Origin of the sequence: Sediminicoccus rosea, assembly GCF_033547095.1 — a bacterium.
Lineage (GTDB): Bacteria > Pseudomonadota > Alphaproteobacteria > Acetobacterales > Acetobacteraceae > Roseococcus > Roseococcus rosea.
The window spans coordinates 4,215,218-4,238,193 of sequence record NZ_CP137852.1; the positions used below are offsets into that span (position 1 = coordinate 4,215,218).

A 22,976-nucleotide genomic window follows, 5' to 3' on the forward strand; every position below is an offset into this window, starting at 1 on the left:
CCGGCCGCGCTAGTCGCCCGCCGCGGGGCGCGGTAAACCGCGAGGCATGACGACCCCTCCGCGCCCCGTGATGCTGGTGATCCTCGATGGCTGGGGGCACCGCGAGGACCCCGCCGACAATGCCGTGGCCCAGGCGCGGACGCCGCGCTTCGACGCGCTCTGGCAATCCTGCCCGCATGGCTTCCTGCGCACCTCCGGCCTCGATGTCGGCCTGCCGGACGGCCAGATGGGCAATAGCGAGGTGGGGCACCTGAACATCGGCGCCGGGCGCGTGGTGATGCAGGACCTGCCGCGGATTGACGCCACCATCACCGATGGCTCGCTCGCGCAGATGCCCGCGCTGCGCGACTTCGTCGCGAAGATGAAGGCGAGCGGCGGCACGGCGCATCTGGTGGGCCTTGTCTCGCCCGGTGGCGTGCACAGCCACCAGCGGCATGCGGCCGCACTGGCGAGGATCCTGATGGCCGAGGGCGTGCCCGTGGTGATCCACGCGCTCACCGATGGGCGCGACACGCCGCCCCGCTCGGCCGCCGAGGCGCTGGCCAGCCTGCCGCCCGAGGCGCCGATCGGCACGGTGATCGGCCGCTACTGGGCGATGGATCGGGACAATCGCTGGGAGCGCGTGCGCAAGGCCTGGGCCGCCATGGTGCTGGCTGAGGGCGAGGCGACGGCGCCCGATGCGCAAACCGCAGTGGCGCAGGCCCATGCGCAGGACGTGACCGATGAGTTCATCCCCGCCACCGTCCTGCCAGGCTATGCGGGCATGCAGGATGGCGACGGGCTGCTCAGCTTCAACTTCCGCTCCGATCGCGCGCGCGAGATCCTGACCGCGCTGCTGGACCCGGGCTTCACCGGCTTCGCGCGCGAGCGCAGCCCGCGCTTCGCGGCCTCGCTCGGCATGGTGGAATACGCGGCCGAGCTGAACCCCTTCATCGCGACGCTCTTCGCGCCGCAATCCATGTCGGACATCCTGGCCGAGGTGGTGAGTGCGGCCGGCCGCACCCAGCTGCACATGGCCGAGACGGAGAAATATCCACACGTCACCTACTTCCTGAATGGCGGCGAGGAGCGCGCCTATCCCGGCGAGACGCGGATCATGGTCCCCTCCCCCAAGGTCGCCACCTATGACCTGCAGCCCGAGATGAGCGCGCCCGAACTCACCGAGCGCGCCGTGGCGGCGATCCGCGAGGGCAAGCAGGACCTCATCGTGCTGAACTTCGCCAATGCCGACATGGTAGGCCACACCGGCAGCCTGGAAGCGGCCACCAAGGCCGTGGAGGCGGTGGATGCGGGGCTCGGCGCCATCGCCGATGCGGTGCGCGAAGCGGGCGGCGCGCTGCTCGTCACCGCCGATCACGGCAATGCCGAATTGATGCGCGACCCGGCGACCGGCGGGCCGCACACCGCGCACACCACCAACCCCGTGCCCGCCTTCCTGATGGGCGGCCCGCCCGGCGCGCGGCTGCGCGACGGGCGCCTGGCTGACCTCGCCCCCACGCTGCTGGCCCTGATGGGCCTGCCGCAACCCGCCGCGATGACCGGCCAGAACCTGATCGAAGGAGCCTGAACATGGCCTTGCGCGTCGCGGTCCAGATGGACCCCATGGAGAGCATCGGCATTGACGGCGACAGCAGCTTCGCCCTGATGCTGGAAGCCCAGGCGCGCGGCCACGCGCTCTGGCACTATCACGTGAAGCATCTCTCGATGCAGGCGGGCCGCGTGATCGCCCATGGCCACCCGGTCACGGTGCGGCGCGAAAAGGGCAACCACTTCACCTTCGGCGCCCCGGTCGAACTCGACCTCGCGAAGGATGTGGACGTGGTGCTGATGCGTCAGGATCCGCCCTTCGACATGGCCTATATCACGGCCACGCATCTGCTGGAGCACATCCACCCGAAGACGCTGGTGGTGAACGACCCGGCCAGCGTGCGCAACGCGCCGGAAAAGCTCTTCGTGCTGAATTTCCCGGAGCTGATGCCGGAGACGCTGGTTTCGTCCGACACGCGGGAGATCAACAAGTTCCGCATGAAGCATGGCGACATCATCGTGAAGCCGCTCTTCGGCAATGGCGGCGCAGGCGTGTTCCACCTGCAGCCCAATGACCCGAACCTGAACTCGCTGATCGAGATGTTCACCGAACGCTCGCGCGAGCCGCTGATGGTCCAGCAATACCTGCCGGCCGTGCGCCAGGGCGACAAGCGCATCATCCTGGTGGATGGCGTGGCGATGGGCGGCATCAACCGCGTGCCGGCGGCGGGCGAGGCGCGCAGCAACATGCATGTGGGCGGCCGCCCCGAACCCACGAAGCTCACGGATCGCGAGAAGGAGATCTGCGCCGTGATCGGGCCGGAACTCAAGAAGCGCGGCCTGATCTTCGTGGGCATCGACGTGATCGGCGGCTACCTCACCGAGATCAACGTCACCTCCCCCACCGGCCTGCAGGAGCTGGCGCGCTTCGACGGCATCCATCTGGAGCGCGCCATCTGGGATGTGATCGAAGAGAAGCGGCGCGGGTGAGATGACCGGGGCCTCGCCCGCGCTGCGCCTGGCTTTGGGCGTCGCGGCGGCGATGGCCCCGCCGCCGCCAGCCTTCCCCGCCGAGACCCCGCTCGGCCACGTCATCGAGGGGCTGCGCGCGGCGCGGGATTCGGCCGTGCTCGCGCTCGATGATGCGGGCCGGCCCATCGGCATCCTGACCGAGCAGGATATCGCCCGCCGCGTGGCCTTCCGCCTGCCGGAGGAAGCGCCGCTTTCCGCCGCCATCTCCGCACCCCTCATCACCTGCGCCCCGGATGCAGGCCTCTGGCGCGCCGTGGCGTTGATGCGCGCGCATCGGCTGCGGCATCTGCCGGTGGTGGATGCGGCGGGGCGCTGCATCGGCATGCTGCATCGCGCCGATGTGCTGGCCGCCGTCTCGGGCCGGATGCTGCAACACCTCGATGCGCTGGCCGGCGATGACGCGGCGGTGAAGGCCGCCCAGGCCGGGCTCGCCACCGCGCTGCTGCATGAGGGCATCGAAGCCCCCGCCCTCGTGCGCCTGGTCAGCGAGATCAACCTCGACCTGCATCGCCGCGTCCTGGCGCGTGCCCTGGCCGAGGGCCCGCCGCCGCCCATCGGCTTCACCCTGCTCGTCATGGGCAGCGCGGGCCGTGGCGAGAGCCTGCTGCGCCCGGACCAGGACAATGGCCTGATCCTGGAGCCCTATCCCGACGCCTCGCACGATCAGCTGGATGCCTGGTTCCGCCCGATGACCGAGCGCCTCAATGCCGGCCTCGCCGCGGCGGGCTTTCCGCTCTGCCCAGGCGGGATCATGGCGCGCAACCCGCTCTGGCGGAAAACGCGAGCGCAGTGGGAGGCGCAATTCGCGCTCTGGGCGCGGCGGCGCAGCGGCGCCGCGCTGCTCTTCGCCGACATCGCCTTCGATTTTCGCGGCGTGGCGCGGATCGGCGCGGTGGAGGGCGACCCCGCGGCGGCGCTGCGCGCGGCCATCGCACCCATCCTGGCGGCGCATCCGGCACTGCTCGGCGCGCTCGCCGCGCAGGATCAGCGGCTGCGCGTGGGCCTCACCCTCTGGGGCGGCTTCGCCGATGACGAGCCGGGGGCGGGCACGCGGACCGACCTCAAGCTGCATGGGCTGATGCCGCTGGTGGCGGCGACGCGGCTTCTGGCCCTGCAGCACGGCGTGGCGGAGACGGGCACGGCCGAGCGCCTGGCGGCGCTGGCGGAACGCGGCGTGGTAAGCCACGGGCCGGGCTTGCAACGGGCCTTCACCCTGCTGCTGGACGCGCTGCTGCGGCAGCAATTGGCCGATCACGCGGCGGGGCAGAGCCCGGGCAATCTGGTGGATACGGCCGCCCTTCCCAAGCCCGTGCGGGCGGAACTGCGCGAGGCGCTGCGGGAGATCCGGCGCTTTGCAAAGGCTTGCTTCGCGGGGTTCACCGGGGAGCTTTGGTAGAGGAAAAAAGGGCCTCCGGCGGCTGGGGCCGTGGGCCCCGGACCCCTTCAGAAATGCGCCGCGGATTCCGCCATCTGGGATTCCATCCGGCTGCGCCGCGCGAGGTCAGCCAGGTCCGCCACGCCGCGCGCGCCGGCGCGGGCCAGCAGGCGGACCCAGAGCTCCGCCGTCGCGCGCGCATCGCCCAACGCCTCGTGCCGGCCCGTGATGACGATCCCCTCGCGCCCGCACAGCCCGTCCAGCGAATGATCCCCCTCCTGCGGGTCGAGCCAGCGCGAGACGAGCAGGCTGCACAGGAAGGGGTTGGGCAGGGCCGGCGCGCCGCGATGCTCCTCCATGTAGAGCAGGCTGCGGTCGAAGGCGGCGCTGTGCGCGACGAGCACGGCACCCTCGGCGAAGTCGCGGAAGCAGGCGATGGCCTCGGGCGCGCGGGGGGCGCCGGCCAGCATCTCACGCGTCAGGCCATGATAGCGCGTGGATTCCGGCGGAATGGCGCGGCCGGGTTCCACCAGGGTCTGAAATTCCGCGACGGGGGCGGCGTCTTGCAGCCGGACAGCACCGATGGAGAGCAGCACATCGCCGCGGCTGGGCTTCAGGCCGGTCGATTCCAGGTCGAAGACGACATAGGGCTGCGCGGCGATGGGCCCCGCGGGCCAGGGGGCATGGAAATGCGCGCGGGCCTGGAGGAAGGCCTGGCCATCGGGTGCGAGCGCCCGGCGCAACCAGTCCCCGATGCGCCGCGCCATGGGCGGGGCCTCAGCGGCGCCGGAACACGCCGCGCACGCGCTCGATCTGCCGGTCGCCCCATGCCATGGCCTTCACTTCCCGCGCCTCGATGCCCGGGATCAGATGCGGCCAGCGGCGGTCGATCACGCCGACGCCACGATGCGCCCAGATATACTGGTCGCGCAGGATGAAGGTGCCGAGGCCCACGAAGATGAAGCCGGGCAGGATCGGCAGGATCAGCCCAACCGGGCCGAGGCAGAGGCAGCCGATTCCAATGGCCTTGCGGCGGCGTGAGGGGCGAAGTTCGATCATTTCCTTGCACTTGGCATCACGGACCCCGCCAGACAAGCGGAATTACGCGAAGGACAGGTTAACGCCTCACCGCGCCGGGTGGATGGGCACGAAGACCGGGCGCAGCAGCCAGCGCCGGGCGATGGCGAAATAGCCGGGAAAGACGAAATGCCCGTTATGGGTCAGCAGCTTCTCGCGGTTGCGGCGCCAGAAGCCCGGGATCTCGAACCAGGGCATGGTCGGGTGCAGGTGGTGCACGATGTGCAGGTTGTTCCAGAGGAAGAGCAGCCCGAAGATCCAGTTGCTCTCGACCGAGGCGGTGCGCTCGCCCGGCCGCTCGCCCCAGCGATGCTCGATGAAGGCGCGCAGCAGGCCAAGCGAGATGCCGGGCAGCACCCAGACCAGGTAGTAGTGCCAGACCGACATGTGCGCGACCTGCGTCACGAACCAGAGCACGCCGGCCAGCCCCACGAAGAAGCCGAGCCAGGCCGGCACGTCCGAGAAGTCGCCCCGCCGGAGCTTGCCCCCCTCCACCAGCACCAGCTTTCGCAGGCGCAGGATGGGCCCGACGGTGAGGCGCCCCAGCAGCGTCTGGTTGAACAGGAGGACGGCGCGGAAGGCCGGCGTATAGCCGCTCCAGTCCTCGCGCTTGTGATACTGCGTCTCGGTGTCCTCGCCGGGATAGGTCAGGTAGGTGTTGCGGTGGTGCTTGCTGTGGCTGCGCTTGTACAGCTCGAAGGGCCACCAGCCGCCGATGGGCGGCCAGACGATGGCGGTGCGCAGCCAGGCGGGCAGGCTGCGCCAGCCATGGATCGCCTCATGCTGCAGCGAGAAGTGCCAGGCGAGGATATAGGCGGCCAGCAGCGCCTCGATCGGCCAGGGGACCGATTCGTGGTAGATCAGGAGCGTCGCCCAGCTGGCATAGATGGCGATGGCCACCGCCCAGGTCGGCAATTCCCAGCGGCGCCAGAAGGCGCGGGTTTCGCCGGCATCAGTCAGGGTCGCGGTCTTGGCCATGATGGAAATCCTGCCATATCGCATCGCAGTGCAGCAATCGCGTTGCGCGCCCCACGCTCCCTGCCTAGGCTTTCGCCATGCCCGCACCCCGCACCCTCGCCGAACTCGAAGCCGATGTGGCGCGGGATCTCGACCTGACCGGCCACCCCCGCGCGCCCTGGCTTGCGGAAAAGCGGGTAGCGGGCGCGGCGGCGCTGGATGTCCTCATCATCGGCGGCGGTCAATGCGGCGTGGCGGTGGCGCATGCGCTGAAGCGCGACAAGGTGGACAACATCCTCGTGCTGGACCGCGCCGGCCAGGGCGAGGAAGGGCCCTGGACCACCTATGGCCGGATGCGCACGCTGCGCAGCCTGAAGGACATGACGGGCCCCGACCTGCGGCTGCCCAGCCTCACCTACCAGTCCTGGCACGAGGCGAATTTCGGCACGGATGACTGGGCCGCGATGCGCTTCATCCCCAAGGAGCTCTGGAACGACTACCTGCTCTGGTTCCGCCGCGTGACCGGCGTGCCGGTGAGGAACGGCGTGGAGGCGGGCCTGATCTCCCCCGCCACGACGGAGGATGGCCTGCCCGCCTTCCGCGTCGAGACCAGCGCGGGGCCGCTGCATGCGCGCAAGGTGGTGCTGGCCACCGGGCAGGAGGGCATCGGCGGCTGGTGGATGCCGGAGCACATCGCCGCCCTGCCCCGCGCCTTCCGCGCCCACACCAACGAGGTGATCGATTTCGCCGCGCTCCGCGGCAAGGTGGTGGCCGTGCTGGGCGCCGGCGCCTCCGCCTTCGACAATGCCGCCGTCGCGCTGGAGCAAGGGGCGGCGGAGGTGCACATCTTCTGCCGCCGCGCGGAACTCATGGTGGTGCAGCCCTATCGCTGGCTCACCTTCGCGGGCTTCCTGCGCCATATGGGCGAGATGACGGATGAATGGCGCTGGCGCTTCATGTCCCATGTGCTGGGCATGCGCGAGGGCTTCGCGCAGGACCATTATGACCGCGTGAAGCGCTTCACGAATTTCCGCCTGCACACCGGCGCCGAATGGCAGGCCGCGCGCGTCGAGGGTGGCCGGGTGGTGCTGACCACGCCGCAGGGCGAATTCACCGCCGATTACTGCATCACCGGCACGGGCGTGCGGATGGATGCCAGCCTGCGCCCCGAGCTCGCCCTCTGCGCCGGCAACATCGCCACCTGGGGGGACCGCTACACGCCACCCGCGGCCGAGGCCAATCCGCGCCTCGCCTGCTACCCCTACCTGAACGCCGACAGCGCCTTCGAGGAGAAGCGCCCGGGCGAGACGCCCTGGATCTCGGGCATCCATCTCTTCGGCATCGGCACGACGATGAGCTTCGGCCCGGCGGGCAGCTCGATCAACGCCATGGCGATCTCGGCGCCGCGGGTCGCGGCCGGCATCACGCGCAACCTCTTCGCCGAGGACATGCCGCGCCTCTATGCCGAGCTCTGCGCCTATGATGAGAAGCAGGTGCATGTGGACGCGGCCCGCCTGGCCGCGGAGTAGCCGCCCTGGCCCCTGACAACCGCAAAGGCCTGCTGCTGATGGTGGCGGCCATGTTCGTCTTCGGCTGCCAGGACGCGATCTCGCGCTACCTCGCCGAGGTCTATTCGGTGCTGGGCATCCTGCTCATCCGCTACTGGTTCTTCGCGGGCTTCGTGGTGCTGCGCGCGGTGCGCGCGCCGGGCGGCCTGCCGCGCGTGATCCAGAGCCGGCGGCCCTACCTGCAATGCCTGCGCGGCGTGATGCTGGTGGTGCAGGTCTGGATGATCGTGAACGCCTTCATGCTGCTCGGCCTCGTCGAGACGCATGCGATCTTCGCCTGCTACCCGCTGATCATCACCGCACTTGCCGGCCCGGTGCTGGGTGAGCGCGTCTCGCTCATGCGCTGGCTCACCATCCTGGCGGGCGCGCTCGGCGTGCTGCTGATCCTGCGGCCGGGGCCCGGCATGTTCTCGCCCGCCGCACTGCTGGTGCTGCTGGCGGCGCTGAACTTCGCGGCCTATGGGCTGATCACGCGCCTCGTCGCGCGCGATGATCCGCCGGATACGAGCTTCTTCTACACCGGCCTCGCGGGGGCGGCCGCGGTCACGCTGCTCACGCCCTGGATCTGGACGCCGATCGCCTTCGCCGATTGGGGCTGGATGGCGCTGCTCTGCGTCTCCGGCACGCTCGGCCACTACTTCCTGATCCGCGCGCTGGATCTGGCGGAGGCGAGCCGGCTGCAGCCACTCGCCTATCTCCAGCTGGTCTTCGCCGCGGCCCTCGGCGTGCTGGTGTTCGCCGAGCCGCTGCCCTGGACGACGGTGCTGGGCGGGGCGATGGTCGTCGTCGCGGGCCTCGTGAACCTGCGGCTCACACGGCTGGGGCGTTAGCCTGGCGTGACGTTGTTCGCGCGGATCACCTCGCGCCAGCGCGCCACCTCGCGGCCGACCAGCGCGGTCATCATCGCCGGGTCCATGTTCGTGCCCTCGACGCCGAGGCCCGAGAGGCGCTCCGTCACCTCGGGCATGGCCAGGACGGCGCGCAGCTCGGCGACCCAGCGCACCGCGATGGCGGGGGGCAGGCCGGCGGTGGCGCAGAAGCCGAACCAGTTCATGCCCACCGCATCGGCGAGGCCAAGCTCGGGGAAGCAGGGCACATCGGGCAGCGCCGCGCTGCGCTCGGGCGAGCTGACGGCCAGGGCGCGCAGCCGGCCGGCACGGATATGGCCGATGGCGGCACTCAGCGTGTCGAACATCACGGGCACCGTGCCCGCGATCACGTCCACATGCAGCTGGGCCGAGCCGCGATAGCCGACCAGCGTGGCATCCATCCCCGCCGCCTTCTGCAGCGCGAGGCCGATGAGGTGCGAGGCGGTGCCGGTGCCGCCATAGCCGAGCGTGAAGGCGCTGCCCTGGGCGCGCGCCATGGCCAGCAGCGCCCGCGCATCCTGCGCCGGAAAGCTCGGATTCACCGCCAGCACCATGGGCAGCGCGCCCAGCAGGCCGAGATGGGTGAAGTCCCGCTGCGCGTCATAGGTGATGTTGGGGAAGAGCGTGGGCGAGGCCGCGTGCGGCGCGAAATTGCTCACCATCACCAGGTATTGGTCGCCGCGCGCCTGGGCCAGGAGGTTGGCCGCCACGGTGCCGCCGGCGCCCGCGCGATTGTCCACCACCACGGGCTGGCCGAGGCGGGGTGCGACACGCTCGCCCAGCAGCCGGGCCAGGATGTCGGCCGTGCCGGCCGGCGGGAAGGGCACCACCCAGCGGATGGAACGCTCGGGCCAGGCGGCCTGGGCGCTGGCGCCGCCGCTGGCCGCCGCAAGCCCGGCCGCCGCCAGCAGGCTGCGGCGCGGCACGCCGCGGGATCGTGCATCTGCCGGATTTGGCGGCAGTGGCAGGTGCTGGCGCATGCGGAATCCCCTGGGATGAGGTGGCTGACATCCAGGATCAGCAAGCCGCGTGCCGCGCTGGTCACCTTCTTGCTAGGCAAGCGGGAAGCACCTCATGACGGGAGCGCCCATGCGCCAGATGCACCTCGGCCTCTTCCTGCTCGGCACCGGCAGCCATGTGGCCGGCTGGCGCATGCCGGGCGCCGTCACCAGCTTCCAGGACATCGCCGCCATCCGCGCCATGGCCGCGCAGGCCGAGCGCGCCTGCTTCGACCTGATCTTCATGGGCGACAACCTCTACGCCGACCCCGACGCCCACCCCTCCTACACGCTGCGGCTCGAGCCGCTGACCATGCTGGCCGCACTCGCGATGACGACCACGCATATCGGCCTCGGTGCCACCGTCTCCACCACCTACAGCGACCCCTGGAGTGTCGCGCGCGCCTTCGCCTCGCTCGATCACATCAGCGGCGGGCGGGCGGCGTGGAATGCCGTCACCACCTCCAGCGCGCTGGCCGGTGCCAATTTCGGCCGCGTCCACCCGAACCATGCGGAGCGCTATGCGGTGGCGGGCGAGTTCCTGGACGTGGTGATGGGCCTCTGGGATGGCTGGGCGGATGGCGCGCTGGTGGCCGACCGCGCGACGGGCCAGTACCTGGACCCCGCCAAGCTGCGCGTGCTGAACCACAATGGCCCGCATTTCCAGGTGAAAGGCCCGCTGAACATCGGCCGCACGCCCCAGGGAAGGCCGGTGATCCTGCAGGCCGGCGGCTCCGAGCCTGGTCTCGATCTCGCGGCGCGCAGCGCGGATGTGGTGTTTTCCGTCGTGCAGGATCTGGGCGAGGCGCGGGCGCAATATGCTGCGCTGAAATCCCGCCTGGCGCGGCATGGCCGCCGCCCGGAGGATGTCTCCGTGCTGCCCGGCGTGATGCCCGTGGTGGGCCGCACCGAGCGCGAGGCGCTGGACAAGCTCGCGGTGCTGCAAGGCTTCATCAACCCGCAGAACGCACGCATGCTGCTGGCCGAGCGGCTGGGCGTGAATCTCGACGCGCATGAGATGGACGCGCCGCTCAATGCCGTGCCGCTGAAGGAGGGCAGCCACGGCTTCACGCAGTCCCTGCTGAACAAGGCGCGGCGCGACAACCTGACCCTGCGCGATGTCTACAACCTGCTGGGGGCCGCGCGCGGCCACTGGGTGCTTTGCGGCTCGGCCGAGCAGGTGGCCGACACCTTGCAGGCCTGGTTCGAGGGCGGGGCCGCGGATGGCTTCAACGTGATGCCCTCGCATTTCCCCGACGGCTTCGAGGATTTCATCGAGCTCGTCGTGCCCATCCTGCAGGCGCGCGGGCTGTTCCGCACCCGCTATGCCGGGCCCATGCTGCGCGACCAGCTGGGACTCGCGCGGCCGCCCAGCCCCTTCTAGCCCTTCAGCATCGCCGCCAGCTCGGGCGAGAGGCCGATGGAATTGCGCCCGCGCGGCGCGGCGAAGCTGCCGGCGGAAGGCTTGGGGAGTTTCAGCGTGACCAGCATCTCGGCCAGCTTCACGCCGCAGGCCATGCCGTCCAGCAGCGGCACGGCAGCCTCCGCCTGCATCCGCGCCGCATAGCCGGCGAGTGCGGCACCACCCAGGATCACGCTCTCCGCCCCTTCCGAGACGGCGCGCGCGATGCCGGAAGCGACCTTGCGCTGCACGCCCTCAGGGTCGCGCACGCTTTCCTGCGGGGTCGCGTCCACGCCCACCAGCGAGGCGAGGCGCCCGGCCAGCCCGTGCTGCGCGATGCGCTCGCGATAGGTGTCCACGCCACCGAAGGTGACCAGGCCGAAGCGCCCGCCCACCAGGCAGGCGGTGAAGCAGGCGGCCTCGGTCATGCCCACCACCGGGCAGGGCATGAGCTGGCGCGCCGCCTCCAGCGCCGTGTCATGGCTGACGGCCAGCACCACGCCATCCACCTGGCCCGCATGCTCGGCGAGAAGGGCCAGCAGCGCATGGCCCGCGATGATGTTCTCGGCGCGGCTGCTGATCACCTCGGGCCCGAAGCGGGGCGTGGCGGCGATGATCTCGGTGCCCGGGCTGGCCGCGGCGCGGGCGGCCTCGGCGCACATCGCCGTGATGGCCTGGGTGGTGTTGGCATTGGCGATCAGCAGACGCATCCTGTGTTCCCTGTTCCCATTTCGCGCGGCGATCCCGCCATGCGACACGAAAAGAGGACTCCATGGAAGCCAAGCTCGACCTGCCCTTCGACAATGAAGCGATGCTCGCGGGGCTTCGCACCTGGGTCGAGTGCGAAAGCCCGACGCATGATGCCGCCGCCGTGAACCGCATGATGGCGCTGGCCGCGCGGCACCTGGCGCTGATGGGTGCGACCGTCGAGACGATTCCCGGCCGCATGGGCTTCGGCGACTGCGTCCGCGCCCGCCTCCCGCACACGAGCAACGAGCCCGGCATCCTGGTGATGGCGCATCTCGACACGGTGCACCCGGTCGGCACGCTGGCCAATGGCCTGCCCTTCCGCCGCGAGGGCGACAAGGCCTATGGGCCCGGCATCCAGGACATGAAGGGCGGCACCTATCTCGCGATCGAGGCGATCCGCCAGCTCGCCATCGCCGGCATCGCCACCTCCAAGCCCGTGACCGTCCTGCTGACGCCCGATGAAGAGGTCGGCAGCCCCTCCACGCGGGACCTGATCGAGGCCGAGGCGGCGCGCCACTCGGTGGTGCTGGTGCCCGAGCCCGCGCGGCCCGATGGCGGCGTCGTCACCGGCCGCTATGCCATCGCGCGCTTCAACCTGCGCACCACCGGCAAGCCCTCCCATGCCGGCGCGCGGCTGGGCGAGGGCCGCAGCGCCATTCGCGAGATGTGCAAGCAGGTCATCGCCATCGAGGAGATGACGACCGAGGCCTGCACCTTCTCGGTCGGCGTCATCCATGCCGGGCAATGGGTGAATTGCGTGGCGACCTATTGCGACGCCGAGGCGCTCTCCATGGCCAAGCGCCAGGAGGATCTGGATGCGGCGGTCGAGATCATGCTGAACCGCAAGGCCACCGGGAATGACGTGTCGCTCGAGGTCACGCGCGGCGTGACCCGCCCCGTCTGGGAGCCGGATGCCAAGGTGATGGCGCTGCACGCCAAGGCCGAGGCCATCGCCAAGCGCCTGGGCTTCGCCCTGCCGCACCAATCCTCGGGCGGCGGCTCGGACGGCAATTTCACCGGCGCCATGGGCATCCCGACGCTGGATGGCCTCGGCATCATCGGCGCCCAGGCGCATACGCTGGAGGAGCATGTGATCGTCAGCAGCATGGCGCCGCGGGCCAAGCTGTTTGCCGGGCTGCTCCAAAGCGTCTGATCGGCAACACCTATCGTGATGATCGTTTCTTCGGTCTCACGCCTATCGAAGTCCTGGCGATAAATCTTCTCTCACCGGCGGGGGATCACCCCCCGCCCCGCAGAGAGAAGGACCACCGCCATGCGCCGCACCGCTTTCGCCGCCGCCCTGCTGATCGCCGGTTTCGCGGGCGCCACCTCTGCCTCCGCGCAGGGCATCGCCCCCAATGGCGCGGTGTTCGGTCAGGCCTGGAACCTGCCGCAGGACTTCTCCTCGATGAAGGCCATGGAGACCAAGCAGGGCTCCGGCTCCACCGCTGACCGCGCGGCCCGCGCCGCCCGCCAGGCGCAGTTCAACCAGAACTTCCCCGGCACGCCGATCCGCCGCACGGCAGCCCACTGACCAGGGATCCCATGGGGGGCCCCGGCGGGGGGCGCGGAAACGAGGTGGCGCGGCCCGGCGGCTGCGTTACCCTGCCGCACAGGAGGAGAACCCGAAGCATGAGACGGACTGCCCTCACCCTCATCCTGCTGCTGGCGCCCCTGGCGGCGCCGCAGGCCCAGGGTGTCGCGCCCAATGGGGTGATCTTCGGCGATGGCCGGGACACCAGCCAGGACCTGACCCGCCCGGGAGAGGCGCGGGCGCGGCCCGATCCCACCTCCTCCGAGCGGGCCCGCCGGGCGGAGCGGCAGCGGCAGATGAACCAGAATTTCCCGGGGACGGGCCGGCCCGTCGCGGCGCCGCCCGCGCCCGCGACGGCACCGCCCACGCCGGTCGTCGCACCGGCGGCCCCCGCCGCCGCGCCGCGCGCCGCCGCGCCCACGGCCCCCAGCGCGCCGCGCCCGCAGCCCGCGGCCGGGCCCGCCGAACCCCGGGCCGGCACCGCGGCGCCACCGCCGGGGACGCGGGCGGCCCCGGTCCTGCTCCAGCCCGGTCAGTCCACCGGGGCGGCCAGGGGGGCGACGCCGGCCTCGCGGTAGAAGCGCAGCGCGCCCGGGTGGAAGGGCAGCACGCGGTTGTGCACCGCATTCGCGGCCCGAGTCGTCGCCGCCACGGGGCCGATCTCCCGCGCCGGATCGGCCACGGACAGCACCAGTCGCGTGATGGCATAGGCCGTGGCGTCGCTCAGCGCGCGATTGGCGACGATGAAGTTCCAGGCCGCGAAGCTCTCGATCGGCGCGGTCTGGCCGGGATAGGTGCCGGGCGGCAGGGTGGTGGGCGCCAGCATGGGCAGGCGCTGCGTGACCCGCGCCGCCACCTCCGCCCCCGGGCCGAAGACCACGCCAGGGGCGCGGGCGAGTGCCGCCAGGATGGAGGGGATGGGCACGATGGCCCCCTGCCAGAGCGCGTCCATCCGGCCCGCGAGCAGCCCTTCGGTCATCTCGGCCGGGCTGCCGCTGACGATCTGGATGCGGATGCCCGCCGCCTCCGCCGCCGCCTGCAGGAAGGTCTCGGCCGGGCCGCGCGCGGGGCCGGCACCCACGCGCTTGCCGTCGAGCTGCGCGAAGCGGGTGAGGCCGCTGGCGGTCAGCGCCGCCACCTGGAAGCTCGTCTCATACATGGGCCAGAGGGCGCGCACGCGCGTGTGGCGCCGGCCGCCCGCCGCCGGCGTGCCCTGCACCGCATCCCAGGCGGAGCCGAGGAAGGCGGTGCCCAGCGCATTGGCATTGTCCTCCACGGCCGTCAGGTTCTGCAGCGAGCCGGTGCTGGCCGCCACCGTCGCCGTGATGCCGTGGCGCCCGAGCAGTGCCGCGATGGCCTCACCATAGGTGACGAAGGGGCTGCCCTGCCCCGCCGTGTGGATCACCAGCGCAGGTGCGGCGGTCTGCGCCGAGGCGCCGCCCGCGATGGCGAAGGCGGCGGGGGAGGCGAGCAGGGAGCGGCGCATCATCCAGGTTGATCCTCGGTCGTTTCGGCGCGATGAAAGCACGATCCACCGCCGGCGAACCATCGGGTGGAGATGCATTTTTTCTGACACCCGCAACGCCCAGGACAGCATGCCCCAGATCGCCGCCGCCCGCCTCTGGTTCGAGGGCAACAGCTTCGCGCCCGAGCCCACGCCGCTTTCGGCCTTCCAGGGCCGCGAATGGCTCTCGGGGAGCGAGGCGCTCTCGCGCTATGCCGGCACAGCGACCGAGCTCGGCGCGCTGGCCGCCTTCGTGGCCGAGCGGCCGGACTGGCAGCTCGCCATGCTGCGCTGCGCCGCCGCCCAGCCCGGCGGCCCGATGAGCGACCTCGCCTTCGAAGCCTGGATGAGCGAGGTGGAGGAAGGCCTGGCCCGCAGCGAGTGGGACGGCGTCTATCTCTCGCTGCACGGCGCCTGCGTGACCGAGAGCGACCCGGAGGCGGACCTCACCATCATCCGCCGCGTGCGCGCGCTGATCGGCCCGCGCGTAAAGCTGGTGGCGAGCTTCGACTTCCACGGCAATGTCTCGCCGCAGATGGTGGCGCTGCTGGACGGCGCCTCGGTCTATCGGACCTATCCGCATGTGGACATGGCCGAGACGGCGCTGCGCGCGCTGCGCCTGCTGGAGCGCGCGCTGCAGGGCCAGCCCAACCATGGCGCGCTGATGAAGCTGCCATTCGTGCTGCACAGTTTCCACATGCGCGATGCGGAAGGTCCGATGGCCGAGGTCTGGGCCGAGGCGCGGGCCGCCGAGCACGCCCCGATCCTCGACGCCTCGCTCTTCGGCGGCTTTGCCTGGGGGGACAGCCCGCATGCCGGGCCGTCCGCCATGGTCTGGGCGGAGGAGCATGGCGCGGCGCGCGCGCTGGCCAAGCGCCTGGTGGCTGAGATCGAGGCGCGGCGGGCGCGCTTCGCCGTGACGCTCCCCTCGCCCGCGGCGGCGCTGGCCACCGCGCTGGCCGCCCCCCCCGGCCTGGTCGCGCTGCTCGACCCCGCCGACAATCCGCTCTCGGGCGGCGTGGCGGACACGCCCGGCCTGCTCCGCGTGCTGATGCAGGCGCGGCCCGAGGTGGAGACGCTGTTCTGTTTCCTGCATGACCCGGATGGCGTGGCAGCCGCCCGAGCAGCCGGTGTCGGCGGCGCCTTCACGCGTGATCTGGGCGGCCGCACGACGCCGCAATTCGGCCCGCCCGTGCCCTTTTCGGGCGTGGTGGAGGCGCTGACGCATGGGCGCTTCCTCAACACCGGCCCCATGGAGCATGGCGCGCCGGTGGATCTCGGCCCCACGGCGATGCTCCGCGCGGGCAAGCTGCGCGTGATCCTGACCAGCCGGAAGGAAGCGGCGGTGGACCCGGCCTTCTTCGCGCTGCATGGCGTGGATCTGGGCGGCGTGCGCCTGCTGGTGAACAAGGCGAAGAACCACTTCCGCGCCGCCTTCGCGCAGCGCTGCAGCGCCATCGTCGAATGCGACGTGCCGGGGCCGGCGGCGCTCGACCTCGCCGCCCTGCCCTTCCGGCACGTGCCGGCCGGCTGGCGCAGCGGCTGAGGCGGTTCAGCCCGCCTGCTCGTCCGTGAAGACCTGGAAGCCCGCCAGCGTGCAGGCGCCGAAGGTGGTGGCGATCGCGACATCGGTCGCATCGCGCCCGCGCGCCATGAGGATGCGCCCGATGCGCGGCGTGTTGTTGCGCGGGTCGAAGGCGTGCCAGCGGTCATCGAGATAGACCTCGAACCAGGCGGCGAAATCCATCGGGTCCGGATTGTGCGCCACGCCGATATCGCCGAGGTAGCCCGTGCAGTAGCGGGCCGGCAGGTTCACGCAGCGGCAGAGGGCGACGGCCAGGTGCGCATAGTCGCGGCAGACGCCCCGCTGCTCGTGGAAGGCCTCGGAGGCGGAGCGCGTGGCGCTCGCGTGGTGGTAGCCGAAGGTGATCCGCTGGTGCACCCAGTCGCAGATGGCCTGCACGCGGTTCCAGCCGGTGAGGTGGCCGAAGAGCGACCAGGCGATCTCTCCGAGCTTGTCCGTGTCGCAATAGCGGCTGCCCAGCAGGTAGATCAGTTTGTCGTCCGGCAGTTCCTCGATGGGGCGCTGCCAGGCGGCGGGGAGCACCGCATCGGGTGCGCCGGAATCACGGAGCGTGAAGCGCGTGCTGATGGTGATGCGCCCCTGGGGCGCGGTGATGCGGGTGCAGGTGTTGCCGAAGCCGTCCAGGTAGTCGCGATGCGGGACGGGCGGGTCGAAGCGCATCTCGTGCGGGCCCAGCAGGTCGGGCAGGCGCGAGGGATGCGGGCTGATCATCAGCAGCATCGGGGTGGGCTGGGGGCAGTCGTAGATGATCTGGCAGCCGGCGCTGATCTGCATGGAAACTCCGTTCAGCGCCCATAAACGCAGAACGGAGCCCCGGTTGCATGGTGATTCTGCGTCAGCTCTCGCTTTCCAGGCGCCGCTTGCGGAGGTTCAGCCAGACGAGCGCCGCGATCAGCGGCACCAGGACCGCGATGATGGTCTCCACCTTGGTGCCATAGGTCTCCCAGGGGAGCGGCTTCAGCAGGTAGCCCAGCACGGTCAGCAGGTAATAGGTGATGCCGGCGACGGAGAGGCCTTCCACGGTCTGTTGCAGGCGGAGCTGGGCGCGGCCGGTGCCGGCCAGGGTGGCGAGCTGCGCCTCGGCCTGCGCCTCCTGCGTCACGGCCACGCGGGCGCGCAGCAGGTCCACGAGGCGCGCGGTGCGGACCGACAGGGCCGAGATGCGCGCGCCAGTGGCCGAGACGGTCGCCATGGCGGGCTCCATCCGCCGGTCGAGGAAGCGCGTCAGCGTGGGCAGGCCGACCAGCGGCGTCTCGCCCAGTTCCGAGAGGCGGCGCAGCACGAGGCGGTGATAGGCCGCGCTGGCCGAGAATCGCTCGGCCGTCGCGGCATTGGCGCGCTCGATCTCGCCGCCGATCTGGGTGAGCTCCTCCAGCGCCTCGCGCTCGGAATCCAGGGTTTCCAGCGAGGCGAGGCGCTCGGAGAGGCGCGTCAGCTGCTCGGAGGCGGAGGCGAGGCCCGGGCCGATCGCGCGCGCCGCCGGCAGGGCGAGGAGCGCCAGCGCGCGATAGGTCTCGATCTCCCACAGCGTCTGGGCGAGGCGCCCGGCCACCATGGGCGAGGGATGCTCGGCCACCAGGATATGGGTCGCGCCATCGGCATGCAGGCGGAAATCGGTGAAGACCATGGCCTCGCCGCCGGCGACCGCCGCGCCCGAGAGGCTGTCGCCCGCGAAGCCGCACAGCTCGGGCGCGGTGTCCACCAGGGTGATGTGCATGGCGGCGATGGCCTGGCCCGGCAGCGAGGCGAGCCATTCGGGCGGGAGTGCCGCCAGCGCCGGATTCTCGAAGGGCCGTGTGGGGTCCGCGCCATCGGCCACGAAGTTCCAGCCGGTGAACTCCGTGTGGCGCTCGAAGCGCAGGCGGAAGGCGCCGAAATCGGCCAGGAACCAGGGAGCGCCGGGGGCGGGCGGCTGCACGCCGTGGCGCGCGCAGAGGGCGGCCAGATGCGCTTCCTCCGCCGCGCGGTCGGGGGCCAGCATGGCGAGCCGCGAAAGCCGGGCCGGACCCTGGATCGGGATGGCGGGGCGGGCGTGCAGCTCGCCGACGAGGGATTCGCGGGCGGGGTGGGTGGGGAAATTCATGCCAGCTCTACCTAGGGTGTGAGGGGGCCCGGTGAAACCCTCGTCAGGCCCGGAAACTCGTGCCAATCATGCGGATATGGAAATCCGGAACATCACCGCGGCCGACATCCCGGCCCTGCTCGCGCTCAACAATGCCGAGGCGGAGCGGGTGAATGCCCTGACCGAGAGTGCGCTGGCAGGGCTGCTGAACTTCGCCTTCGCCGCGCGCATCACGACCGACGGCCAGGCCTTCCTGATCGCCTTCGACCACGCGACCCCGCCACAGGGGCCGAACCACGCCTGGTTCACCGCGCGGGAGAGCTACTTCGCCTATATCGACCGCGTGGTGGTCGCCCCCGGCGCGCGGGGCAAGGGCGTGGCACGCGCCCTCTATGACGACCTCGCGAAGATCGCCAAGGCGGAGATGACCAACCTGCTGGTCTGCGAGGTGAATCTCGACCCGCCCAATCCCGAGAGCATGGCCTTCCACGAGAAGCTGGGCTTCAAGGCCTGCGGCGAGGCGGTGGATCGGCGCAACGGCAAGCGCGTGCAATACATGCGCAAGCCGATCTGACCCCGATCCTCCGCACGGCACGGATCAGCAGATCAGGCGGTTGATCAGCGCCTCCGGCTCGCCCGCATCCGGGATGGCGCGGTCGAGCATGAGATGCGCGAGGCCGTGCACCATGCCCCAGCTCCGCAAGGCCGCGTCCAGCTCCCCCGCGCCGGCCTGCAGCGCGCCAAAGGCGGCCCGGGAGGCGGCGAGCAGGGGCGGATGCGCGCCCGCGCGCGCCAGCAGCGGGCCGAACATCAGCCGGAAGCGGCCCGGCCGGGCGAGGGCGAATCGCAGATAGGCGCGGCCACGCGCCACATGGGGCGGAACATCGCCCCGCGCGACGGCGGCGGCCATGGCCGCGCCGAAGGCCTCGAACCCACGCAGCGCGAGGGCGGCGAGCAGCGCCTCCTTGTCGGCGAAATGGCGATAGGCGGCGGTGGCGGAAACGCCGGCCATCCGCGCCGCTTCGCGCAGGCTGACGGCGCCGTCGCCGCCCTGGTCGAGCAGCGCATCGGCGGCGTCGAGCAGCGCCGCGCGCAGATCGCCGTGGTGATAGGGCTTGCTGGATGTTGACATCGCTCACATGGACCTTATGTTGACGATGCTAACATGACAGGGACCCGGACGCCATGCTCGTCATCCATCTCGCTTTCTCGCTGCTGGCGCTCGCCGCCATCCTGGCCATCCTGCTGCTGCCCAAGGGGCGCGGCGCGCATCGCTGGCTCGGGCGCCTGGCGGCCGCCGCGCTGGCGCTGAGCGCGCTCTCCTCCTTCGGGATCCAGGCGCGCGGGCATCTCTCCTGGCTGCATGTGCTCTCGGTGGTCACGCTGGTGAACCTGGCCTGGGCGGTCTGGGCGATCCGCCGGGGGCGCGTCGCGGTCCACCGGCGCGCCATGCTGGCGGGCGCCGGCGGGCTCTTCGTGGCGGGGCTCTTCGCCACCTTCGCGCCCGGCCGCTATCTCTACGGCGTGTTCTTCGGCTGAGCGCGCAGCTCCGCCACCTCGGCCCTGAGGGCACGCACCTCCTGCACCAGGGCGCGCAGATCCGCCCGGTCGGCGCTCTTCGCCGCCGCCTCGGCCGCCGCCTCGCCCGCGCCGCGGTCGTCACGCAAGGTCTGGATGCTCTCGACGATCACGCCGATGAAGAGGTTGAGCACGACGAAGGTCGAGATCACGATGAAGGGCATGAAGAAGACCAGCGCCCAGGGCTCGGCCTCCATCGCAGGCTTCACGATGTTCGCCCAGTCATCCAGCGTCATCAGCTGGAACAGGGTGAAGAGGCTGGCGCCCAGCGTGCCGAACTGCTCCTCCATCTCGGTGCCGAAGAGCTTCGTCGCCATGACGGCGAAGACGTAGAAGAGCAGCGCCATCAGCAGCACGATGCTGCCCATGCCGGGCAGCGCGCCCAGCATCGCCTCCACCACGTTCCTCAGGCTCGGCACCACCGAGATCAGGCGCAGCACCCGCAGCACGCGCAGCGCGCGCAGCACGGCGAGCGGGCCGCTGGCCGGCATCCAGGCGATGGCGACGACGATGAAGTCGAAGATGCCCCAGGGGTCGCGGAAGAAGCGGCCGCGGAAGGCATAGATGCGCAAGGCGAGCTCGAGCGTGAAGAGGTAGAGCAGCACGGCATCCACCGCATGCAGCAGGGTGCCGTAGCCCGCCATGATGCTGTCGCTGGTCTCGAGGCCGAGCGTCACCGCATTCAGCAGGATCAGCCCGATCACCACCCGCTGGAAGATCGGCGCCAGCACCAGCCGCGCCACGCGGGCGCGCAGGTCATCGCCGGTGTCGAGGGCGGTCAGGGCTTCCTGCATGTCCGAATCTCCATATTGCGGACATGCAATGGCCGCACAGGCAGCTGGGATCAAGCCCCGCGCGTGCGGTGATTCGGGGTCAGAAAGGCAGCGCCGGGTAACCGAAGAGCCAGGGATGGCCCACCAGCAGCGCGATCCAGGCCACCAGGCTGATGATCCAGACCAGGCGCGGGATCTCCGCCGGCACGAACCGGTTCCGCCCGGCCAGGATGGCGCCGAAGGGCAGGATGGAGGTGACGGGTTCGAGGCGCGCCCAGAGCGCCGGCTGCAGCGCGGCCAGCTTGCGGTCGATCGAGGGCATGCCCACCAGCGAGGTCACCAGGAAGGCGCCGAAGAAGAAGACGCCCGAGAGATTCCCCTTGGCGATCAGGTGAAGCGCCGCCCATCCGGCGAAGGACCAGAGCATGGGGTGGCGCGTGATGCGCTGGATGCCGCGCGGCCCCGTCTCGTCCAGCTTGCCGCCCACGGCCGTCGGGTTCGGCGTCGCCACCGAGGCGACGAAAAGCAGCATGATCGGCAGCATGAGCAGCGCCATCAGCCAGCGGTACCAGTCCGGCGCGTCCCAGAGCGGGATGTAGGGCGCCGCCTGCCAGGCCATGACGAGCAGCGTGATGCTCACCACCGAGATCAGCGAATAGCCGATGCGGAATCCCACCTCGCCCAGGGACTGAACGAGGCGCGCGCGGACCGCCGTGCCCGCGATGCCGACATGGACGCCCACCCAGAGGATCGCGGCGGCAAGAAGCAGGACCATCATGCGCCCGAGCATAGCCGCGCCGATGGGCGGCATGCCACGGGAAATCGCCTCAGCCGGCCGAGAGCGCCGCGAGATCCGCCCGCACCATCTCGGCCACCATGGCGGCGAGGCTGGTGGTGGGGCGCCAGCCCAGCTTCTCGGCCGCCTTGGTGGCGTCGCCGATCAGCAGGTCCACCTCGGCCGGGCGGAAGAAGGCGGGGTCCACGCGGACCAGCGTGCGGCCTGTGGCGCGGCAGCGGCCCACCTCGTCCACGCCGCTGCCCTCCCAGGCCAGTTCCACGCCCAGCTCGCGGAAGGCGAGGGTCGCGAAGTCGCGCACGCGATGCGTCTGGCCGGTGGCGAGGACGTAGTCATCGGCCTCGGGCTGCTGGACCATGCGCCACATGCCCTCGACGTAGTCGCGCGCATGGCCCCAGTCGCGCTGCGCCTCGAGGTTGCCCAGTGCCAGGTCACGCTGGCGGCCGAGATGGATGGCGGCGGCCGCGCGGGTGATCTTGCGGCTGACGAAGCCCTCGCCGCGGCGCGGGCTCTCATGGTTGAACAGGATGCCGTTGGAGGCGTGCATCCCGTAGCTCTCGCGGTAGTTCACCGTGATCCAGAAGCCGTAGAGCTTGGCCACGCCATAGGGCGAGCGCGGGTGGAAGGGCGTGAGTTCGTTCTGCGGCACGGCCCTGACCTTGCCGTAGAGCTCGCTGGTCGAGGCCTGGTAGAAGCGCGTCCGGCGCTCCAGGCCGAGCAGGCGGATCGCCTCCAGCAGGCGCAGCGTGCCGAGGCCGTCGGCATCGGCGGTGTATTCCGGCACCTCGAAGCTCACTGCCACGTCGCTCTGGGCGGCGAGGTTGTAGAGCTCGTCCGGCTGGCTGTCCTGGACGACGCGGATGAGGTTGCCGCCATCCGTCAGGTCGCCCTCATGCAGGATCAGGCGGCCCTCATTCGCGGGCGTGATCAGGTGGGCGATGCGCGCCCGGGCGGCCGTCCCGCCCCGGCGCAGCAGCCCATGGACCGTGTAGCCTTTCTCGATCAGGAGCTCGGCCAGATAGGAGCCATCCTGTCCGGTGATGCCGGTGATGAGTGCCGAGGGCATGCGGGGCCTTGTCGCGGTTTGCCGGGCAGCCATACAGCAAGCCGCGCCGCGCACCAATTCCGGCGCCTTGCCCTTTCCGGGCGCGGGGTCATCTCAGGATGGCCGACGGAAATTTCCATGGGGCCATGCGCGAAGCGGGCCGGAATATTGCGGTCGCCCGGGGCGCGGAGAGACGCCGCCCCCGACCAAGGACCATCCATCCATGACCGAGCTGCGCCACGCGGACGCGAAGAACGCCGTGCCCCCTCCCTTCGCCTCCCGCACCGATGGCCGGTGGCCGGCACGCTCCATGATCCGGCAGGGGGTGGCCGGGCTGATCCTGGGGGCAGCGCTGACCTTCGGCGCGGTGGCCTGGTCCCAGGGGGTGCTGGGCTTCCTCGCGCTGGTCACGGTGCTCGGCAGCCTCGGCTGGATCGGCCTCGGCGTGGTGCGGCGCGCCGCGGCGCGCCTGCGCTGAGGGGGCCCTGGGACGGGCGGCCATGAAAAAGGCGCCGGGGGTTGCCCCCCGGCGCCGGTCATCCCT

The 22,976-nt window shown here is 71.1% G+C and carries 25 protein-coding genes; 13 read left to right on the plus strand and 12 right to left on the minus strand.

The features are described from left to right. Nucleotides 1–46: 46 nt before the first annotated feature. The 3 genes from gpmI to R9Z33_RS20280 are packed head-to-tail and all read left to right on the plus strand — an operon-like array spanning nucleotide 47 to nucleotide 3,955. The gene (gene gpmI / locus R9Z33_RS20270; protein ID WP_318648379.1) at nucleotides 47–1,567 is read left to right on the plus strand and encodes a 2,3-bisphosphoglycerate-independent phosphoglycerate mutase; all 1,521 of its coding nucleotides are present in this window, start codon (nucleotides 47–49) and stop codon (nucleotides 1,565–1,567) included. Then, nucleotides 1,564–2,517, plus strand: coding sequence for a glutathione synthase (gene gshB, locus R9Z33_RS20275; protein ID WP_450104030.1), 954 nt, complete (start codon nucleotides 1,564–1,566; stop codon nucleotides 2,515–2,517). The genes gpmI and gshB overlap by 4 nt, the downstream gene beginning before the upstream one ends. A gap of 1 nt (nucleotide 2,518) precedes the next feature. Then, the gene (locus R9Z33_RS20280; protein ID WP_318648381.1) at nucleotides 2,519–3,955 is read left to right on the plus strand and encodes a DUF294 nucleotidyltransferase-like domain-containing protein; all 1,437 of its coding nucleotides are present in this window, start codon (nucleotides 2,519–2,521) and stop codon (nucleotides 3,953–3,955) included. Nucleotides 3,956–4,002: 47 nt separating this feature from the next. On the opposite strand, the gene R9Z33_RS20285 is transcribed toward R9Z33_RS20280, so the two are convergent. From R9Z33_RS20285 to R9Z33_RS20295, 3 genes are all read right to left on the minus strand, one after another. Continuing rightward, complete coding sequence (locus R9Z33_RS20285) at nucleotides 4,003–4,701, minus strand: 3'-5' exonuclease (RefSeq protein ID WP_318648382.1); 699 nt, start codon at nucleotides 4,699–4,701, stop codon at nucleotides 4,003–4,005. Nucleotides 4,702–4,711: 10 nt separating this feature from the next. Further along, nucleotides 4,712–4,993, minus strand: a complete 282-nt coding sequence (locus R9Z33_RS20290; protein ID WP_318648383.1) for a hypothetical protein — start codon at nucleotides 4,991–4,993, stop codon at nucleotides 4,712–4,714. Between the two features lie 66 nt (nucleotides 4,994–5,059). Further along, entirely contained in the window at nucleotides 5,060–5,989 is a 930-nt protein-coding gene (locus R9Z33_RS20295; protein WP_318648384.1) for a fatty acid desaturase, read from the minus strand. A 77-nt stretch (nucleotides 5,990–6,066) separates the two neighbouring features. Between R9Z33_RS20295 and R9Z33_RS20300 the strand changes: the two genes are divergently transcribed. Together R9Z33_RS20300 and R9Z33_RS20305 are read left to right on the plus strand one after the other, a co-directional pair. After that, entirely contained in the window at nucleotides 6,067–7,497 is a 1,431-nt protein-coding gene (locus R9Z33_RS20300) for an NAD(P)/FAD-dependent oxidoreductase (RefSeq protein WP_318648385.1), read from the plus strand. A gap of 35 nt (nucleotides 7,498–7,532) precedes the next feature. Beyond that, nucleotides 7,533–8,366 (plus strand): DMT family transporter, encoded by an 834-nt coding sequence (locus R9Z33_RS20305; protein WP_318651681.1) that lies wholly within the window; start codon nucleotides 7,533–7,535, stop codon nucleotides 8,364–8,366. On the opposite strand, the gene R9Z33_RS20310 is transcribed toward R9Z33_RS20305, so the two are convergent. Continuing rightward, nucleotides 8,363–9,331, minus strand: a complete 969-nt coding sequence (locus tag R9Z33_RS20310; protein WP_318648386.1) for a Bug family tripartite tricarboxylate transporter substrate binding protein — start codon at nucleotides 9,329–9,331, stop codon at nucleotides 8,363–8,365. The two genes, R9Z33_RS20305 and R9Z33_RS20310, sit on opposite strands and share 4 nt — an antisense overlap. A 163-nt stretch (nucleotides 9,332–9,494) precedes the next feature. Between R9Z33_RS20310 and R9Z33_RS20315 the strand changes: the two genes are divergently transcribed. Further along, a complete protein-coding gene (locus tag R9Z33_RS20315) occupies nucleotides 9,495–10,787 on the plus strand; it encodes an LLM class flavin-dependent oxidoreductase (RefSeq protein WP_318648387.1) in 1,293 nt (430 codons plus the stop codon). Here the strand turns inward: R9Z33_RS20315 and R9Z33_RS20320 are convergent. Further along, nucleotides 10,784–11,515 carry an aspartate/glutamate racemase family protein gene (locus R9Z33_RS20320; RefSeq protein WP_318648388.1) on the minus strand — a complete coding sequence of 244 codons (732 nt, stop codon included), beginning with the start codon at nucleotides 11,513–11,515 and terminating at the stop codon, nucleotides 10,784–10,786. The genes R9Z33_RS20315 and R9Z33_RS20320 overlap by 4 nt on opposite strands. 62 nt (nucleotides 11,516–11,577) lie before the next feature. Between R9Z33_RS20320 and R9Z33_RS20325 the strand changes: the two genes are divergently transcribed. The 3 genes from R9Z33_RS20325 to R9Z33_RS20335 all read left to right on the plus strand — a co-directional run bounded on the left by R9Z33_RS20325 (nucleotide 11,578) and on the right by R9Z33_RS20335 (nucleotide 13,667). Beyond that, nucleotides 11,578–12,708 carry a M20/M25/M40 family metallo-hydrolase gene (locus R9Z33_RS20325; protein WP_318648389.1) on the plus strand — a complete coding sequence of 377 codons (1,131 nt, stop codon included), beginning with the start codon at nucleotides 11,578–11,580 and terminating at the stop codon, nucleotides 12,706–12,708. Nucleotides 12,709–12,828: 120 nt separating this feature from the next. Beyond that, on the plus strand, nucleotides 12,829–13,089 hold the full coding sequence (locus R9Z33_RS20330) for a hypothetical protein (protein ID WP_318648390.1): 261 nt from the start codon (nucleotides 12,829–12,831) through the stop codon (nucleotides 13,087–13,089). Between the two features lie 98 nt (nucleotides 13,090–13,187). Next, nucleotides 13,188–13,667, plus strand: a complete 480-nt coding sequence (locus tag R9Z33_RS20335) for a hypothetical protein (RefSeq protein ID WP_318648391.1) — start codon at nucleotides 13,188–13,190, stop codon at nucleotides 13,665–13,667. On the opposite strand, the gene R9Z33_RS20340 is transcribed toward R9Z33_RS20335, so the two are convergent. After that, on the minus strand, nucleotides 13,622–14,578 hold the full coding sequence (locus R9Z33_RS20340) for a TAXI family TRAP transporter solute-binding subunit (RefSeq protein ID WP_318648392.1): 957 nt from the start codon (nucleotides 14,576–14,578) through the stop codon (nucleotides 13,622–13,624). The genes R9Z33_RS20335 and R9Z33_RS20340 overlap by 46 nt on opposite strands. A 106-nt stretch (nucleotides 14,579–14,684) precedes the next feature. Between R9Z33_RS20340 and R9Z33_RS20345 the strand changes: the two genes are divergently transcribed. Further along, nucleotides 14,685–16,139: a M81 family metallopeptidase gene (locus tag R9Z33_RS20345; RefSeq protein ID WP_318648393.1), complete on the plus strand. Its 1,455-nt coding sequence runs from the start codon at nucleotides 14,685–14,687 to the stop codon at nucleotides 16,137–16,139. 6 nt (nucleotides 16,140–16,145) lie between these two features. On the opposite strand, the gene R9Z33_RS20350 is transcribed toward R9Z33_RS20345, so the two are convergent. Beyond that, nucleotides 16,146–16,952: a transglutaminase-like domain-containing protein gene (locus tag R9Z33_RS20350; RefSeq protein WP_318648394.1), complete on the minus strand. Its 807-nt coding sequence runs from the start codon at nucleotides 16,950–16,952 to the stop codon at nucleotides 16,146–16,148. A gap of 61 nt (nucleotides 16,953–17,013) precedes the next feature. Continuing rightward, nucleotides 17,014–18,261 carry a DUF3422 family protein gene (locus tag R9Z33_RS20355; protein WP_318648395.1) on the minus strand — a complete coding sequence of 416 codons (1,248 nt, stop codon included), beginning with the start codon at nucleotides 18,259–18,261 and terminating at the stop codon, nucleotides 17,014–17,016. 76 nt (nucleotides 18,262–18,337) lie between these two features. Between R9Z33_RS20355 and R9Z33_RS20360 the strand changes: the two genes are divergently transcribed. Beyond that, nucleotides 18,338–18,814, plus strand: coding sequence for a GNAT family N-acetyltransferase (locus R9Z33_RS20360; protein WP_318648396.1), 477 nt, complete (start codon nucleotides 18,338–18,340; stop codon nucleotides 18,812–18,814). A gap of 24 nt (nucleotides 18,815–18,838) precedes the next feature. Here R9Z33_RS20360 and R9Z33_RS20365 read toward each other — a convergent pair whose 3' ends face one another. Further along, nucleotides 18,839–19,372, minus strand: a complete 534-nt coding sequence (locus R9Z33_RS20365; RefSeq protein WP_318648397.1) for a TetR/AcrR family transcriptional regulator — start codon at nucleotides 19,370–19,372, stop codon at nucleotides 18,839–18,841. 53 nt (nucleotides 19,373–19,425) lie between these two features. Between R9Z33_RS20365 and R9Z33_RS20370 the strand changes: the two genes are divergently transcribed. Further along, a complete protein-coding gene (locus R9Z33_RS20370; RefSeq protein WP_318648398.1) occupies nucleotides 19,426–19,779 on the plus strand; it encodes a DUF2306 domain-containing protein in 354 nt (117 codons plus the stop codon). On the opposite strand, the gene R9Z33_RS20375 is transcribed toward R9Z33_RS20370, so the two are convergent. From R9Z33_RS20375 to gmd, 3 genes are all read right to left on the minus strand, one after another. Beyond that, nucleotides 19,758–20,612, minus strand: a complete 855-nt coding sequence (locus R9Z33_RS20375) for an ion transporter (protein WP_318648399.1) — start codon at nucleotides 20,610–20,612, stop codon at nucleotides 19,758–19,760. The genes R9Z33_RS20370 and R9Z33_RS20375 overlap by 22 nt on opposite strands. Before the next feature lie 79 nt (nucleotides 20,613–20,691). After that, the gene (locus R9Z33_RS20380; protein WP_318648400.1) at nucleotides 20,692–21,366 is read right to left on the minus strand and encodes an NnrU family protein; all 675 of its coding nucleotides are present in this window, start codon (nucleotides 21,364–21,366) and stop codon (nucleotides 20,692–20,694) included. Nucleotides 21,367–21,418: 52 nt separating this feature from the next. Beyond that, on the minus strand, nucleotides 21,419–22,453 hold the full coding sequence (gmd, locus tag R9Z33_RS20385) for a GDP-mannose 4,6-dehydratase (RefSeq protein ID WP_318648401.1): 1,035 nt from the start codon (nucleotides 22,451–22,453) through the stop codon (nucleotides 21,419–21,421). A gap of 202 nt (nucleotides 22,454–22,655) precedes the next feature. Here gmd and R9Z33_RS20390 point away from each other — a divergent pair, with 202 nt between their 5' ends. Then, a complete protein-coding gene (locus R9Z33_RS20390) occupies nucleotides 22,656–22,910 on the plus strand; it encodes a hypothetical protein (protein WP_318648402.1) in 255 nt (84 codons plus the stop codon). The last annotated feature ends 66 nt before the right edge of the window (nucleotides 22,911–22,976 follow it).